The following is a 15,813-nucleotide window of genomic DNA, read 5'->3' on the forward strand; positions in this document are numbered from 1 at the left end:
CGTTTTCGCCTCCTGCTTTTGGACCAATCCCGCCAATTGTCGCAAGATGCGCTGCGTCATCGCTGACCTTATTGGTGCGACCGTCCCGACCCACCCATATAGGCGTCGCCGCCGCGCGGCAGGTAGATCTTCTGGTCCCCGTAACCGCCGTCGTTATTCGAGGACGGACGGGGATTTGATGGCGGGTTGACGTTCGGGCGGTTGTTGTCGCTGTTGCTGTAATGACGGCGGTCGTCATTGCCATTGCGATCGTAACGCGAGCGATCGTATCTGTAGCGATCATACCTGTAGCGGTCATTCCGGTAAGGGTTATAGCGGTAGCCGTTATAACCGGGGCCATCATAAAATCCGCTATAGATGGTCGTCCCGTAATAGCCGCCATATCCGCCATAGCCGCCGTAATAAGGACCTGTCGTCTCGACGCAGCCCGAAAGAAAAACCGCAGAGAGACCCGCTGCTGCAGCCAGCGTCAAATATCTGATGGACATAGAAGTCTACCTCCCATACGGACCCGCTATTCTATCACTGTTCAACAACTGCGCGCCGGAAAAAGTTCCAGCGCGAAGTGCAACGGCTCGCCGTCCAGTCAAAGAACCTTCGGTCCCATAATTTCTAGTGTGATCTTTGTACGATCGACCTGCTGAACGCAGGCTGAATGGTTTCAACAGTCCCAATAGGCCGGGGATCCGAACGCCTTGCGCAGATGGTCGGCAAGCGCCCTCAGCTTGGCCGAAGGCGTGCGGCCTTCGGGATGGGCGATATAGATGTGTTCGGCCACCGCCGCCACGCCGATATCGATAACCTGCAATTGCCCGGCCTTGATCGCTTCGCCGGCGACGAAGCTCGGCAGCATTGCTATCCCGATCCCGGCAATGGCGGCGTCGCGCATCGTGTCGCCATTGTTGACCCTAAGCCCGATCCGGCCACGAACCGTCGTCGCGGTGCCGTTCGTTGGGAAACTCCAATCGGCCACGCCGCGGTTTGCATAAAAAATACCTTTGTGTTGGTCGAGCGATTCGATCGAATCCGGCGTTCCATACCTTTCGATATAAGCGGGCGATGCGACGAGCACGCGCTGGCTGCTCGCCAGGCGCCAGGTGATGAGGCGGGAATCAGCAATTAAACCGTGGCGTATGACGGCATCGTAACCATCTGACGCCACGTCGACGCGGCGGTCGTCGAGATCGAGAAAAAGCTCGATATCGGGATGCGCTTTGAGAAACGGGAAAAGGGCAGGGCCGAGATGCATGCGCCCGAAAGTTACGGGTGCGGAAATGCGCAACGGGCCCACCAGCAGGCCGCGCCGCTCGGCCATGTCGGCTGCCGCATCCTCCACCTCACGCGTAATGCGTGCCGCGCGATCGAGGAAGGCTGCGCCATCCTCGGTCAGGGCAAGACTGCGCGTTGTGCGATGCAGGAGCACAGCCCCGATCTGACGCTCCAGCTCCGCAAGCCTTTCACTGACGATCGATTTTGATAGCCGCAGCCGGCGGGCGGCCTCACTGATCGAGCCTGCTTCGGCCACGGCAACAAAGGTTGCAATCCCCTCGAGCTTCATCATTGTTCGACAATATCCGAAAATGCGTTCCTGGATATTCAAGTTAATCCGAACGCTGGGCGAGCGCCATACGTGCCGAAGCGCCGGGCCCGGTTTGCTGCTCCCGGCACGGCTGCCAAACTTGGCCAATCCGACATTCGTCACAACCAACACCTCGATCAATGCGTGCAATGGTATGCTTTAAGGCTGAACGCCATTGATTTGCCGCGACATGAGGCGGTAATGAGAAGATCAATTTTCTGAACCTGTGTTCATTCCGGAATTTCAATGGAAACCAAGGCCAACTATTTTCTTGTAGCTATATTCTTGCTTGCGGTGAGTTTCCTCGCATTCGGTTTCTTTTACTGGATCGGGCGTTATGGAGAGACGCGCGAGACTGCCACGCTCGAAATAAGGGTCCCCGGATCCGTGACTGGCCTCGCTGCCAATAGTCCGGTCTATTTCAATGGCTTAAAGGTCGGACAGGTGCGTCGATTGTATATCGATTCGACCAATCCGGACGCCGTGATCGTCCAAACCGATGTCGATGCGACAACGCCGATTACGCGTTCGACCGTTGCGACGCTAGCGTTCGAACTGCTGGCGGGCCGCGCCTATATCGAGTTGAAAGGCGGCAAGGCCTATGAGCCGAAGCTTCTGGAGGAGGCGGAAAAGGAGGACACTGTTGCGCGCGTCGACATTGACCCGACATCGTTGAAAACGCTGGTTCAGACCGCGCAGGACTGGATTGACCGCGTCGACAAGGCAACGACGGCGACCGAGAAATACATTGCGGACACCCGAGGGCCATTTGTCGAAGGCATCAACCAGGCCAAGGCGGCGACAGACAAGTTGGCTGCCAGCACCGATCTGATCAATAAATATGGCGAGCGCGCAAAAAGCCTCAATGAGATCACGCATGATGCGCGTGACGTGATCGCCCGCATCAACGAAGCCTCCGTTAAAATCGACAATGCCTTGGCGAAGGTCGATCGTGAACTGTCAGATGAAAAAGGCAGCGCGGTCAGCGACGCACGTGCCAAGCTTGAAGCCTATCAACAGCAGGCCAAAACCCTGGATGCTCAATTGGCGTCCATCTTGAAGAACATCGGCAGCTTCACCGGCACTAAGCTGCCGGAGGTGCAGAAATTCATCTCGGCGAGCCGCCGATCGGTCGACAGCATCGACAGGGCGGTTTCGGATTTTGCAGATGATCCCAAGAAGCTGTTTTTCGGTGAGGACAGCAAGGTTCCGGAATTCGAGGCTCCGCGCTGAGCGCTGGCACGCTCACGAGGCGTAATACATTCCGGCGATATAACTCGTCGCAGCGATAGCAATCAGCACGACCGCGAGCGGCCAATAGAGATAGGCTTTGAATTCACCGTCAAAGCAGCGTGTGTTGTCATCGAATGTGGCTGGAATATTCGCTGCGGGGGTTTTTGCCCTCTTCTTCAACGCGATAAACGGCACAACTACTCACCTTCCGAACTGACGGCCCAGATACAAGACTACCGGTATGATGATCAGAAAGATGATGAGGTAACCCCAGATTGAAGTGAGGTAGGGCGCGTAGTCCTCTCGTTCCTTCCGTTCATCCTCCTCATCCATTGGTGCCTCCCACATCTGCCCGTGACACAGTGATTAAGAGGACTTAGAGCCAACTAATGAATGCGGCTCAGGTCGCATCAAGCCATGGTGGCAGGTTGAAAACAATTCAACAATTCAGGCTACGTCGTTAGATCAAAAGCGGAAATGTGCACTAGTTCGAAAGTGTATCGCCGCTAGGCCAGTCCGGGCGCACGAGCAACGTCAACCGATTGCGTCAAGGCTGCGCCTGTTGAGCCCGGCGACATTACAATCGTAGCGATAATAGCAAGGTCTGGCAGAGCTGCAACTTAAACGGGTCAACGCCGAAGTCATACGACCCTATGGTTGCAGAGACAAACGTGTATTGAAATGATTGGGGTGGCGGGCTTCGAATGCCCCGCACTCGCCCATTGTAAGCAACCCGGCACGTCTTGGCGGGAAGGACGCAATTTTGACCTGCCAGCAAGCCGGCAGGTCAAATATTTTAAATTTTCATTGTCGTCATGCCGTGTGCTGTTTGAACCTGCGATGGGTGAAACCACCCTTGGCGCGCCTCAAAATATCCGAAAGCTTATTGGGGCTTGCGGGCTTCTTTGGCATCTCTTCGCGGACTTTTTGTAGAATTTGTTGGCTTGCACAACTGGCATTATGGGGCAGATGAAGCGTCACGTCGCCCATTTCGTCACTCCCTGGAGAAGAGCAAATTACCTTCCGTTGGTCGGAAGGCTGAAAGCTTAATTGTCGCCTAAGCCGATATGTGTACGCCTAGTTTCGTGCTTATACAACTAAGATCAATGTTGGCGGCAGTCACATTCTGCGTTTGTTATTCAACATGCCGTGAAAAACAAGAATAGGATACCGGTCAAGCAGCCTAGACCGGCTCTTTTAGTGCATTTTTCAAGCTTGCAGCGGATGGAACCGCCGCAGGGAAAGAAACCCGGCGATGATGAAAAGTACAAGCACGATCCCCTGGCTGATTGCGAATGGCGGTTCCGACTGCGTGGGCGCGAGTGCGTTAAGGGCTGGGATCTTCTGAAACGATTGCGCGACAAGGACGAAAACGTTGAGGTAGAGCGACACGATCGCGCATAACACATAGACCCAGCGCCACGATCCCGCGAGGCGGAATGCATAGAGGGCGGCGATTGCCAGAATAAGAAATACCATCGAGATGATCCCGACGCCAATCGCCGGGGTGAAACCGCTGAATGGGAACAGAAATCCGGTCACGCTCGTGGCGACCGTCGTCAGCAGGAAGATAAAGGTCCAGCCCGGCCAGGTCTCCGACTTGAGCAGGCCCGACAGGACTACCAGTCCTGTCACGATGCCAATAAGGCTCAAGATCACGTGGAACAAGGTAAATGGCGTCATACCCAGAATCATGATGGTCCCCTCAACTCGTGATTGTATGGCGTGGAATCAACTTCACACAACGAAACAATTTTTACAAACAAAAGTAAATCGGACGCATCTTCTTCAAAAATATGAGTGTAGTTCTCAATATTTAAGCGTGGATGCTGGCAGGAGACTTGCTTTTTCAGTAAGGGGGTAGGTTAACCGGCACATTTCCTGCGGTCGATCGAACGTGTCATCGAATCGACCTGGCCCTGCAGCGGCCCGGCCTGCTTCTGGTTATTGGTGCGATAGTCGGGAAGGAAAGGCCCAAGACCCACGATGATATTGGGGTCCTGGTAGCCGGCGCCATTTGTCAGGCGGCTGACCTCGGCCATCTTCTGGTTGCGCTGAGCGATCAGAGCCGCGCAGTCTGTCGTATCGTAGTTCAGCGACGAAATCTTCTCGTTGTCGAGTTGGCCCTGGATGTTGCCGCAACCGGCAAGAACTACGGTAAGGGTGATCACCTGAAGGTGCCGTATCGTCATAAGTCAAATATCCCCGATCGCGAAGCAGCGCGGACATGAATGGGCTAATGGCGATGTTTTGGCAAGATGGGTGTCCAAAATCTCGCGCAACGCAGACGTCATGAAGTGCGCGACATACTGAATGGCGACCGCTCGACCAGCAACCGCCGGGGGTGATGCCGAGGCGGCTGCACCATGATCGAGCTCAGTCGACAATCAGAACGCGCTGGCCGACGCGATTGGTCGGAATATCCATTATCGTGGTTATCCGCGCGCTTTCGTCGTCAAATACAACACAGCGATGGTAATGAGTTGCAAGAAAGCGCAAAAAACTTGCGGTCTGGCCCGGTTGGGCCGGATTTGGTGACATGACCACGTAAATGGGGATGCTCTGCCGCATGACCTGGAGAAGGCCAAGGCACGCCATCGTCTCGTAACCCTCAATGTCGATCCAGACGAGGCCCAACTGGTTTGTGGGGACACGCGCATCGTCCAATATAGTTTGGGCCGTGTTGACCGTGGTCCGCAGCGGCATGTCCGATGCATGTTTTTGCCTGACGCTGCTCTTGAGGCTGTCGGTTCGGTTAACATGGAAGTTGATCATGCCATCGATCATGCCGGCGGCGCAGGGAACCTTGTCTACAACCCCATCGAGATTATTGTCGGCAAGCTTTCGAACGAGCGCACGGAAATTTTCGGGTTCCGGCTCAACCGCCAGCACGCGCGTAAATGCACCGCATGTGGCGAGTTCGCTTGTGGTTTCGCCGCGGCCGGCGCCGAGTTCCAGCACAGTGGAATTGCGGCGCAGCGCGCCAACTCCATCGAGTATCCGGCACACCATGGCTACGTCGCCGTGGCACCGCACTTCGAGGGCGGCCTGGACTGCGCTTGGTAGTTTATCAATTCCGCGCCCGCCAGACGACCGAAGAAATTCGGCCGCAAACAACCGCAGCGCCGTCAGTGGGCCGAGGCGAGGTTTCTTTCTCTGGAAAGTAAAAATAGATGTGGATATCAGCTCCACGTATTCATCGAAATACATGACCTTTAAATCCGAAAAAAATCTAAAAAAGAAAAAAGCAATGATCAAATTCTTACTTAAGTTCGGTTCCATCGTCAAATGGTTCTAATTGATCAATTCGGGCAGTGATTCCTGGCCGGAAACGGGTTCTCATTTCGCCGTTCACGGCCCAGCGGGGGGGCGCGTCGTTAAATTGGGCAAATGGCGGAAATGTTTTTGATCAATAACATGCGAGCTTTCCCTTATATAATAGATAAGAAAAGAAGGTTAAAACTGTCGGGAAGTCTGGATTTAATCCGATATGCCTAGTAATTTAGTATGGTATCGCAGTTTGCGCTTGCTGAAACCGTCGTTCCGCCCTTATGATTCTACTTCCGGGAGCCCCCGGTCGTGCAACCCAAAGAGTGAGGAGACAGGAATGCCTGGTTTGCTGCACCCACTTCACGACGGCCACGCGCCGATCATATTGCAAAACGCCTTCCAAGACGCGATCGATGCACTTGAGGACTGGGAACTCGGCACTGATGAACCGGTAATTGACGTTAACGAGAAGCGGGTCGCGATCAGTACCGTGTTCCGCCGCCTGTGGACTTGCACGGACATTCTTCCGGCACGCACATTGGACGTCATTGAAGATCTATTGCCGTTGCGTTCAGCTGAATTCAAGGTGGGCACTTCGACCTATGCCGATGCCGCCTATAGTCTCTGGCAACTGTGCTTGCAAAAGCGCGCCGCGAGCTATGAGATGCGTATCTAGTTTCAAGTCAAGAATGTGGTCACCCGCCGGTCTCGCCGGCGGGTGATTTTTTTGAAGCGTCAGCCGCCGTTTTTGGCCAGCCACCTTTTCATCTGTTTGATTTCCGCCTCCTGTGCCGCGATGATCTCGCCAGCGAGTTTACGGATTTCCGCATCCTTCCCGTATTCGAGTTCAATCTTCGCCATGTCTATTGCACCCTGGTGGTGCGCGATCATTCCCCGCACGAAATCCTCGTCGGCCTTTCCCGTGAACTCGATCGCCATATCCTCGTGCATTTTGGCATTGGCCGCGGCAAAGGCTTTCGACGGGGCACTCTGATCGCCGGCGGGCTTTGCGGACATCTCATGTTGCATCTTCCCGTGCGTATTGTGGTCCTGGGCGATAACGGGCGTAGCGGAGGCCATGCCGAGAACCAGCGCTGTCGTATATATTCTGTTCATTGTTGTAACTTTCCTTGGGCCAGCAGAAATCATGCGCGAGGCTTTGGCCCGGCTCACCTGCGCGTCAATTGCGAAAAGTGTTTACGATCAGAGCTTGGGGGGACGTGGCAGGGGCGCGGGTATGCCGTTGACGAGCGGCAGTTGCCGGTCGCGTGGAATGACGATTCGAGGCTTTGCGGCAACTAAAACCATGAGTGCCGTTGCTGGAACGCCGATACAGGCGGCGCAAGCGGCCAGATGCGGCGCGGGGTCTTGCACGCAATGGTTCTGCCCATGACACTTGCGCTGGTGATCGATGTGCCGGGCCGCTGGCGTCTCGACACCGTGGTGCTGCGTCCCGATTTCCGCAGCGAGCCGTCCGGGTGCGGCGAATACCGGCACCCAGCCAATGCAAAGCGCAGTAATCAGCGCGAAGATCGCAGCGAAGCGTTTCATCCGGTCGTTCTAACAAGAACCCCGCATGAACTGAAATCACTTCTCTTCACGTCGTTCACGCTGTTCTTGCTGCCGCAAGCGCATTTTCGATATCCGCAATCAGATCGGCAGGGTCTTCGAGCCCGATCTGGAGGCGGATCAAGGGGCCGGCATAGTTTTTTCCGGTGATGACCCGCCCGCCAAGATTGACGTGGACGGCAAGGCTCTCATAGCCGCCCCAGGAATAGCCGAGACCGAATATCTTCAGCGCATTGAGGAAGGCGTGCGCCTGGTTCACCCCGCCAGCGATGACGATTGAGAACACGCCGCCGGCGCCGCCGAAGTCGCGTTTCCAGAGGGTGTGGCCGGCATGGCTTTCAAGCGCCGGATGGAGGACTTCGACCACTCCGTCCTGCCGATCCAGCCAATTGGCAATTTCGAGCGCACTCTTGGCATGCCGTTCCATGCGCACGCCCATGGTCCTCAAGCCCCGCAGGATCTGGTAGGCATCGTCACCGCCTACGCAGAGTCCGAGGGCGGTATAGGCAGCGTCGAGCTTCTTGAAGCATGCCTCGGTGGCGGAAACCGTTCCCATCAATATGTCGGAATGTCCTGATGGATATTTCGTTGCTGCGTGAATCGTTATGTCCACGCCGAAGTCGAGCGCCCTGAAATAGAGCGGCGTTGCCCAGGTATTGTCCATCATCACGATGGCGCCGGCAGCATGTGCCTTTTCCACGATAGCCGGAATGTCCTGTACTTCGAACGTGTTGGAACCCGGCGATTCGGTGAAGACGACGCGGGTGTTCGCCTTGATCAGCTTTTCGATACCCGCACCGATGAGCGGATCGTAATATTCGACCTCGACACCGAACTGCTTCAGCATCGTGTTGCAGAAGTGCCTTGTATTGCCGTAGCAGCAATCGACCATCAGCAGGTGATCGCCAGGGGCAAGAAAAGCGAGGAGGGGGAGCGTTACCGCAACCAGTCCTGAAGGGACGAGCAACGTTCCTGCCGAGCCCTCGAGTTCGTCGATTGCGCGGCAAAGCGCATCCGTTGTCGGCGTTCCATGCGTTGCGTATGTGTATTTCTGCTTGTGGCCCGCCATGGTTTCAGCGTCGGGGAAAAGCACCGTCGAGGCATGGACGACGGGCGGATTGACAAAGCCATGATAGTCGTGCGGATCGTATCCACCATGTGCCAATCTGGTATTGATGCCCAGTTTCGCCGGCTTGCCCGGTTGCTTGTCCATGAGTTCGTCTCCACATCTTGTCTGTCTGGTTAGAAGTCGATAATCCGGCAGCGCGCCGGTTGCAACAGGGAGCGTCGAAAGGAAATATGACGGATCAGCTTCAGGACCGCCCCTCCGGCTTCGTGCGCGCGGGCCAGTCCGTCATCCGCTTTCTGCGCCGCATGAATGCGCCCGCTTATCCGGCGACCGAACCCGCCTGGACGCAAGGAATGACCATGGCTGCGGTCATGATCGTCTTCGTCATTCTCTTGCTGCACCCCTACGATGAGTGGCTGTCGCGCACGCTGTCATCGCACGGGCGCTTGCGCGAGGCGCGTCACCTGACTGACATTGGTCTTTCTCAGTGGTATTTGATACCAGCGTTTGCCGTCGCAGTTTGCCTTATCGGCATCGATTGGTGGGGTCTGGCGCGGACAAGGAGAGTTCAGTTCGGCTTGATCTATTCGCAAGCGACATTCGCGTTCTGGGCGATCGCACTTTCGGGTATTTTCACAAATATCGCAAAGTTTCTGATCGGGCGCGCCCGGCCGAAATTCATCGATACGCTGGGTCCAAATGCCTTCTCGCCCTTTGTGTCGGGATATGATTTCGCAAGTTTTCCGTCGGGCCATTCGACGACCATGGGTGCCGTCGGCGCGGTGCTTGCATTGTGGTTTCCGCGCTGGCGGATTGCGATCATCCTCGCAACGATGTTCATCGCATTTACCCGCATCCTGGTGCGCGCCCACTATCCGACCGATGTCGTGGCCGGCTACAGCGTCGGCTTTCTACTGACGGTTGCCCTTGCAAGGTTCCTTTCAGGGCGCCGCACTGCCTTTGTTTCTGACGGGCGATTCTGGCCCAAAATCCGCTTTCGCGACAATTTTTGGTGAGCGGATCGCGATTTGCACAGCGAATAATCAGAATAATCGCTTTGAGGGCAGGTTAACGGCCTGTTTTGCAATATTCTCAAGCAAAGATTGTACCTTGACCAAACAGACAGAATGGCCTTCGATGCAGCGGTGAATGGGAGAGGTATTGGGCCCTTTTTGGGTATGGGGGTTACCTGCCAATATCGTACTTTTCCTCTCTGGGAACTAAGGGCAATACAACCAAAGGGTACACTTGTTATGAAAAATCTTGTTTTGAAGGGCACGCTTGCTGTTTCGGCGCTCGTTCTGTTGGCGACCGCTGCCTCCGCCAGCACACTCGACGACGTCAAGAAGAAGGGCTTCCTCCAGTGCGGCGTCAATACCGGTCTTGCCGGCTTCGGCGCTCCGAATGACAAGGGCGAATGGTCCGGTTTCGACGTCGATTATTGCCGCGCGGTCGCTGCTGCGATCTTTGGCGATGGAACCAAGGTAAAGTTTACGCCTCTCTCGGCGAAGGATCGTCTCCCGGCCCTGCAGTCCGGCGAAATCGACGTTCTGATCCGCAACACCACGTGGACGCTCAGCCGCGATACGCAGGGCTTTGATTTCACCGGCGTCAACTATTTTGACGGCCAGGGCTTCATGATCAACTCGAAGAAGCTGTCGGGCATCAACTCGGCCCTGCAGCTTTCAGGCGCTTCGGTCTGCGTGCAGGCCGGCACCACAACTGAGCTCAACCTCGCTGACTATTTCAAGGCGAACAAGATGGAATATAATCCCGTCGTGTTCGAGAAGCTCGAAGAAGTCAACGCGGCTTATGATTCCGGCCGTTGCGACGTCTACACTACCGACCAGTCCGGCCTTTACTCCATCCGCCTGACGCTCTCGGCGCCGGACGACCATGTCGTTCTTCCCGAGATCATCTCGAAGGAGCCACTTGGTCCGGTCGTACGCCAGGGTGACGATCAGTGGGCGGATATCATTCGCTGGACGCACTTTGCGCTGCTGACCGCCGAAGAACTCGGCATCACCAAGGCAAATGTCGAGGAACTGACGAAGAGCGACAGTCCGGAAATCAAGCGCGTTCTCGGCCAGGAAGCCAATACCAAGCTCGGGACGGACCTTGGCCTCACCAACGATTGGGTGGTCAACATCGTCAAGGCAGTCGGCAATTACGGCGAAGTCTTCGAGACCAACATCGGCTCGGGCAGCAAGCTCAAGATTGCCCGCGGCATCAATGCACAATGGAGCAAGGGCGGCCTGCAATACGCGATGCCGATCCGCTGATTAACTCATGCTCAAATAACATGGGGCGAGGGGGCATTGCCTCCTCGCCCTCGACCATAAAACAATAATAATAAGAATAAAAACGAATGAATCGAGGGGTCAATGGCATCGCAGGACATAACGCCTGTCGGAAGATCGAGCGCCAAGGCGTCGCTTCTTTACGATCCGAAAGTTCGCGGACTTGTTTTTCAGGTACTGACGGTTGTCGTCATCGCGGGTCTTATTTACTGGATTATCAACAATACCATCACCAATCTTCAGCGCGCTAATCTGGCGTCTGGCTTCGGATTTCTGGACGGCCGTTCCGGTTTCGACATCAGCAGCAGCCCGTATCTGGCCTATTCGAGCGATTCCACCTATATCAAGGCGCTTTGGGTCGGCATCCTCAATACGATCACGGTCGCCTTCGTAGGCATCATAACTGCGACGATCATCGGCTTCGTCATCGGTATCGGGCGGTTGTCGCATAACTGGCTGATCCGCAAGATCTGCACGGTTTATGTGGAGATATTCCGCAACATTCCGCCGCTGCTGGTCATCTTCTTCTGGTATCTCGGCGTTCTCTCGGTGCTGCCTCAGGCGCGCCAGAGCATCCATCTGCCGTTCAATACCTACCTCAATAATCGCGGTTTCTTCTTTCCGTCGCCGGTGTTTGGCGAAGGCGCATGGCTTGCCGGCGTGGGCCTCATCGTCGGTATCGTCGGCGCGCTCCTCGTAAAGCGCTGGGCGCGCAAGCGCCAGATGGTCACCGGGCAGCAATTTCCGGTTGGACTGACGGCACTTGCTCTGATCGTCGGTCTCCCGCTGCTCGCCTTGCTGATCAAGGGTTTTCCGCTGTCGTTCGACTATCCCGTCCTTGGCTCGTTCAATCTCAAGGGCGGCGCGCAAATCGGCCCGGAATTCATGTCGCTCTATCTGGCGCTGTCGTTTTATACGGCGTCCTTCATTGCCGAGATCGTCCGCGCCGGTATTCGCGGCGTGGGCAAGGGTCAGTCCGAGGCTTCCCATGCGCTCGGGCTGCGTGCCGGTCCAACGACCCGGCTCGTCATCGTCCCGCAAGCGATGCGCATCATCATTCCGCCGCTGACGAGCCAGTATTTGAATCTCACCAAGAACTCGTCCCTGGCTGTTGCGATCGGTTATCCCGATCTCGTGGCAGTGGGCGGTACCATCCTCAACCAGACGGGACACTCGATTGAAGTAGTTGCGATCTGGATGGTGGTTTATCTCGGCATCAGCGTTCTGACTTCGATCTTCATGAACTGGTTCAACGCCAGAGTGGCACTGGTGGAGCGCTGATCATGGATAATAATCTGAGCTATGTTCGCACCGAAATGTTGCAGGAGCAGACGCCGCCGCTTGGCGAGCGGGGCATTATCCGCTGGATGAGAATCAATCTCTTCGCGACGCCGATGGATACGGCTCTGACCGTATTTGCGCTGCTGGTGATCGCCTGGTTCCTGCCCGGCATCATCAACTGGCTGTTCGTAAACGCCGTCTGGTCCGGTCCGGACCGGTCGGTCTGCTCCACGGTGGCGCAGGGCGGCATCCAGCCTGAGGGGTGGTCAGGCGCCTGCTGGGCCTATGTGAACGCCAACTTCAGCCAGTTCATGTATGGGCCCTATCCGATCGATCAGCACTGGCGCGTCAATATCGTCGCGATCCTGTTTGTCTTGCTGCTCGTGCCGCTGCTCATTCCGAAGGCCCCGTACAAAGTTGCGAACGCCATCGTCTTCTTCTTCATCTTCCCGATCGTCGCCTTCTTCCTGCTTGTCGGCGGCTGGTTCGGCTTGCCTTATGTGGAGACGGCCAATTGGGGCGGACTATTGGTAACGTTGACGCTATCCTTCGTCGGCATTTCAGTATCGCTGCCGCTCGGCATAGCGCTTGCGCTGGGCCGGCGCTCGAAGATGCCGGTAATCAAGATGCTGTGCGTCATCTTCATCGAGACGATCCGCGGCATCCCGCTTATCACGGTGCTATTCATGGCAAGCTATATGCTGCCGCTGTTCCTGCCGCCGGGCGTATCCTTCGACAAATATCTGCGTGCGCTGATCGGTGTTGCGCTCTTTGCTTCGGCCTATATGGCGGAAGTGGTGCGCGGCGGTCTGCAGGCAATTCCCAAGGGCCAGTATGAGGGCGCAGATTCGCTGGGGTTGAGCTATTGGCAGAAGACCGGGCTCATCATCCTTCCGCAGGCGCTCAAGCTGGTCATCCCCGGCATCGTCAACACGTTCATTGGCCTCTTCAAGGATACCAGCCTTGTAACGGTCATCAGCATGTTCGACCTGCTGGGAACCGTGAAGCAGCACTTCGCCGATGCTAATTGGGCATCACCGCAGACCCCCATCTCCGGCTTGATTTTTGCCGGTTTCGTATTCTGGATTTTCTGTTTCGGGATGTCGCGCTATTCCATCTTCATGGAAAAGCGGCTCGACAAAGGACATAAACGCTGAGGAGCACCGCATAATGACAACCGAAAACGTTGTTGACCCAAATGAAATCCACGTCGACCGATCGCTCTTGCACGTGTCGAAGACGGACGTGGCCGTCGATATTATCAACATGAACAAGTGGTACGGGGATTTCCACGTCCTCAAGGATATCAACCTCAAGGTCATGCGCGGCGAACGTATCGTCGTTGCGGGTCCTTCGGGATCGGGCAAGTCGACCATGATCCGCTGCATCAACCGCCTTGAAGAACACCAGAGCGGCAAGATCATTGTCGATGGTATCGAGCTTACGAACGACTTGAAGAAGATCGACGAAGTCCGCCGCGAAGTCGGCATGGTCTTCCAGCACTTCAATCTGTTCCCGCATCTGACAATCCTCGAGAATTGCACGCTGGCGCCGATCTGGGTTCGCAAGATGCCGAAGAAGAAGGCGGACGAGGTCGCGATGCACTATCTCGAGCGCGTCAAGATTCCGGAACAGGCCAATAAGTATCCGGGCCAGTTGTCCGGTGGCCAGCAGCAGCGCGTGGCTATCGCCCGCTCGCTGTGCATGAACCCGCGCATCATGCTGTTCGATGAGCCCACTTCGGCGCTCGATCCGGAAATGATCAAGGAAGTGTTGGACACGATGGTGCAACTTGCCGAAGAGGGCATGACCATGGTGTGCGTTACTCACGAAATGGGTTTTGCCCGCCAGGTCGCCAACCGGGTGATCTTTATGGATCAGGGCCAGATCGTCGAACAGAACGCGCCAGCGGAATTCTTCGACAATCCACAGCACGAGCGCACCAAGCTGTTCCTCAGCCAGATCCTGCACTGACGAGACAAATGTTGAAAGCGGCGGCCTCACGGCCGCCGCTTTGATTTGTTTCATCGCTCTGAGCGGTCGTCCCGGGCATCTCCGCCGTCATCCTTGGGGCCTCCGACGTTATCCTCGGGCCCCTCGGCCGTCATGCTCGGGCACTTGTCCCGAGGATCCATTCTTCCTTTTGCGAGTAGTTAGCGCGTGAGTGGATCTGCGGGCCAAGAGCACGGGAATGACGGGACCGGCAGCTCAAGCGCCGTGCCACAACGGCCGCCGAATAATCAGCCACGCTTCTCCGGATCAAATCCATAGAGCCAGTCGAAGCCCTCGACGAACTTATCGGCTGGCCGATTGCGAAAGACGACGTTGCGTGCAAGCGCAACCGGACCTCTTGCATGGTAGGCAAGCTGGTTCAATGCGCCGCGTCGCACCACCGCACCGACCCGTTTGGATCGTGCCTTGCTGAATTGATCGAGCGCCGTCGTCCATTTCTTGCCGTCGGTGGCAAGCGCAGCCGCCAGCAGGCAGGCGTCTTCGATGGCCATGGCCGCGCCCTGTGCCGCATAGGGTGTCATGGCGTGGGCGGCATCCCCGATGAGGACCACGCGCTCCTCGATCTTGAACTGGCATTTCTTCATGGCAAACAGCCGCCAGGGCGTCCAGGGCCGGCCGGCGCGCATCAGGTCGCAAATGCCTTGATTCCAAGCTGCGTACGCGCGGATGAAATCCTGGCTGGCATTGTTGGACTGCTGGTCGTCCCAGCGGCGGCGAATGTTTCGGTCCGGTGCAACCGCCACGAAATTGATCACCTGTCCGGAGCGAATGGGGTAGGCGATCAGGTGGGCATTGGCGCCGGTCCACGCCACGACATTGGTGCCGGGAGGCATCAGCGCGGCAAAGGCGGGCGGCAATTGGTCGACCGCGACCGAAGAACGCCAGGCGATCGTTCCCGTGTAACGGGCGCGGTCCGTGTCGGACAGAGCGGTGCGCATGTCCGACCATACGCCGTCGGCGCCTGCGAGCAGCGCCCCGCGATGTTCTTCGATACGGTCATGATACTGGACCCGAACCAAAATGCCTTCGGCGTCCGACTTGTATTGCGTCACCGTCGATTGCAGCTGGATCGCAATGTTGGGACGGTTGCGGGCCTCATTGAGCAACGCATTTTGCAGGTCGGCGCGGTGGCAAACGATATAAGGCGCGCCCCAACGCTGTCTTGCCGTTTCGCCGATCGGCAGATGCAGCAGATTTGCGCCGCTTCGCCCGTCCTGGAGGCAGATGGCCTGCGGCTCGACGGAGGCATATTTCAGCCGTTCGAGTACACCAAGGCGATCGAGAAGGCGCGTGGCATTGGGTGAAAGCTGCAGGCCTGCGCCGATCTCGGCAAGCGTCGCACTCTTCTCGAAAAGCTGAACCGAAAAACCCTTGTCGCTCAGGGCAAGGGCGAGCGTCAGGCCGGCAATGCCGGCCCCCGCAATAATGATCTGGTCAGGATTGGGAATTCGCCTGTTACGTTCTGTCTTGAGATCAATCAGGGTCGGGCCAGAGGACAT

General features: G+C 56.5%; 18 protein-coding genes. 7 read left to right on the forward strand and 11 right to left on the reverse strand.

The window, feature by feature from the left end:
- Positions 1–68: 68 nt before the first annotated feature.
- Positions 69–488 carry a hypothetical protein gene (locus tag BLR72_RS12660; RefSeq protein WP_091949039.1) on the reverse strand — a complete coding sequence of 140 codons (420 nt, stop codon included), beginning with the start codon at positions 486–488 and terminating at the stop codon, positions 69–71.
- A 173-nt stretch (positions 489–661) separates the two neighbouring features.
- Entirely contained in the window at positions 662–1,561 is a 900-nt protein-coding gene (locus tag BLR72_RS12665) for a LysR family transcriptional regulator (protein WP_091949597.1), read from the reverse strand.
- A 264-nt stretch (positions 1,562–1,825) separates the two neighbouring features.
- Here BLR72_RS12665 and BLR72_RS12670 point away from each other — a divergent pair, with 264 nt between their 5' ends.
- Positions 1,826–2,812, forward strand: coding sequence for an MlaD family protein (locus BLR72_RS12670; protein WP_091949042.1), 987 nt, complete (start codon positions 1,826–1,828; stop codon positions 2,810–2,812).
- Between the two features lie 12 nt (positions 2,813–2,824).
- On the opposite strand, the gene BLR72_RS12675 is transcribed toward BLR72_RS12670, so the two are convergent.
- The 5 genes from BLR72_RS12675 to BLR72_RS12690 all read right to left on the reverse strand — a co-directional run bounded on the left by BLR72_RS12675 (position 2,825) and on the right by BLR72_RS12690 (position 6,094).
- Positions 2,825–3,007, reverse strand: a complete 183-nt coding sequence (locus BLR72_RS12675; RefSeq protein WP_091918987.1) for a hypothetical protein — start codon at positions 3,005–3,007, stop codon at positions 2,825–2,827.
- 618 nt (positions 3,008–3,625) lie between these two features.
- The gene (locus BLR72_RS22470) at positions 3,626–3,802 is read right to left on the reverse strand and encodes a hypothetical protein (protein ID WP_153667724.1); all 177 of its coding nucleotides are present in this window, start codon (positions 3,800–3,802) and stop codon (positions 3,626–3,628) included.
- 219 nt (positions 3,803–4,021) lie between these two features.
- On the reverse strand, positions 4,022–4,507 hold the full coding sequence (locus BLR72_RS12680) for a hypothetical protein (RefSeq protein WP_091949044.1): 486 nt from the start codon (positions 4,505–4,507) through the stop codon (positions 4,022–4,024).
- A 170-nt stretch (positions 4,508–4,677) separates the two neighbouring features.
- Entirely contained in the window at positions 4,678–5,004 is a 327-nt protein-coding gene (locus BLR72_RS12685) for a hypothetical protein (RefSeq protein ID WP_051615116.1), read from the reverse strand.
- A 184-nt stretch (positions 5,005–5,188) separates the two neighbouring features.
- Positions 5,189–6,094: an FkbM family methyltransferase gene (locus BLR72_RS12690; protein WP_091949047.1), complete on the reverse strand. Its 906-nt coding sequence runs from the start codon at positions 6,092–6,094 to the stop codon at positions 5,189–5,191.
- 325 nt (positions 6,095–6,419) lie between these two features.
- Here BLR72_RS12690 and BLR72_RS12695 point away from each other — a divergent pair, with 325 nt between their 5' ends.
- A complete protein-coding gene (locus BLR72_RS12695) occupies positions 6,420–6,758 on the forward strand; it encodes a BRA0787 family protein (RefSeq protein ID WP_027232361.1) in 339 nt (112 codons plus the stop codon).
- A gap of 59 nt (positions 6,759–6,817) precedes the next feature.
- On the opposite strand, the gene BLR72_RS12700 is transcribed toward BLR72_RS12695, so the two are convergent.
- From BLR72_RS12700 to BLR72_RS12710, 3 genes are all read right to left on the reverse strand, one after another.
- Positions 6,818–7,198 (reverse strand): CopM family metallochaperone, encoded by a 381-nt coding sequence (locus BLR72_RS12700; RefSeq protein ID WP_244506693.1) that lies wholly within the window; start codon positions 7,196–7,198, stop codon positions 6,818–6,820.
- An 87-nt stretch (positions 7,199–7,285) separates the two neighbouring features.
- A complete protein-coding gene (locus BLR72_RS12705; RefSeq protein WP_091949053.1) occupies positions 7,286–7,633 on the reverse strand; it encodes a hypothetical protein in 348 nt (115 codons plus the stop codon).
- A gap of 55 nt (positions 7,634–7,688) precedes the next feature.
- Positions 7,689–8,864, reverse strand: coding sequence for a cystathionine beta-lyase (locus tag BLR72_RS12710; protein ID WP_091949056.1), 1,176 nt, complete (start codon positions 8,862–8,864; stop codon positions 7,689–7,691).
- An 86-nt stretch (positions 8,865–8,950) separates the two neighbouring features.
- Here BLR72_RS12710 and BLR72_RS12715 point away from each other — a divergent pair, with 86 nt between their 5' ends.
- The 5 genes from BLR72_RS12715 to BLR72_RS12735 all read left to right on the forward strand — a co-directional run bounded on the left by BLR72_RS12715 (position 8,951) and on the right by BLR72_RS12735 (position 14,275).
- The gene (locus BLR72_RS12715) at positions 8,951–9,736 is read left to right on the forward strand and encodes a phosphatase PAP2 family protein (protein WP_091949059.1); all 786 of its coding nucleotides are present in this window, start codon (positions 8,951–8,953) and stop codon (positions 9,734–9,736) included.
- Between the two features lie 237 nt (positions 9,737–9,973).
- Positions 9,974–11,002: an amino acid ABC transporter substrate-binding protein gene (locus BLR72_RS12720; protein ID WP_027232365.1), complete on the forward strand. Its 1,029-nt coding sequence runs from the start codon at positions 9,974–9,976 to the stop codon at positions 11,000–11,002.
- Positions 11,003–11,104: 102 nt separating this feature from the next.
- Complete coding sequence (locus BLR72_RS12725) at positions 11,105–12,301, forward strand: amino acid ABC transporter permease (RefSeq protein ID WP_091918971.1); 1,197 nt, start codon at positions 11,105–11,107, stop codon at positions 12,299–12,301.
- Positions 12,302–12,303: 2 nt separating this feature from the next.
- Complete coding sequence (locus tag BLR72_RS12730) at positions 12,304–13,458, forward strand: amino acid ABC transporter permease (protein WP_027232367.1); 1,155 nt, start codon at positions 12,304–12,306, stop codon at positions 13,456–13,458.
- A gap of 13 nt (positions 13,459–13,471) precedes the next feature.
- On the forward strand, positions 13,472–14,275 hold the full coding sequence (locus BLR72_RS12735) for an amino acid ABC transporter ATP-binding protein (RefSeq protein WP_027232368.1): 804 nt from the start codon (positions 13,472–13,474) through the stop codon (positions 14,273–14,275).
- Positions 14,276–14,541: 266 nt separating this feature from the next.
- Here BLR72_RS12735 and BLR72_RS12740 read toward each other — a convergent pair whose 3' ends face one another.
- The gene (locus tag BLR72_RS12740) at positions 14,542–15,813 is read right to left on the reverse strand and encodes an FAD-dependent monooxygenase (RefSeq protein ID WP_091949062.1); all 1,272 of its coding nucleotides are present in this window, start codon (positions 15,811–15,813) and stop codon (positions 14,542–14,544) included.

The sequence above is a fragment of the Phyllobacterium sp. YR620 genome, assembly GCF_900104165.1.
In the GTDB taxonomy this organism is placed as follows: domain Bacteria; phylum Pseudomonadota; class Alphaproteobacteria; order Rhizobiales; family Rhizobiaceae; genus Phyllobacterium; species Phyllobacterium pellucidum.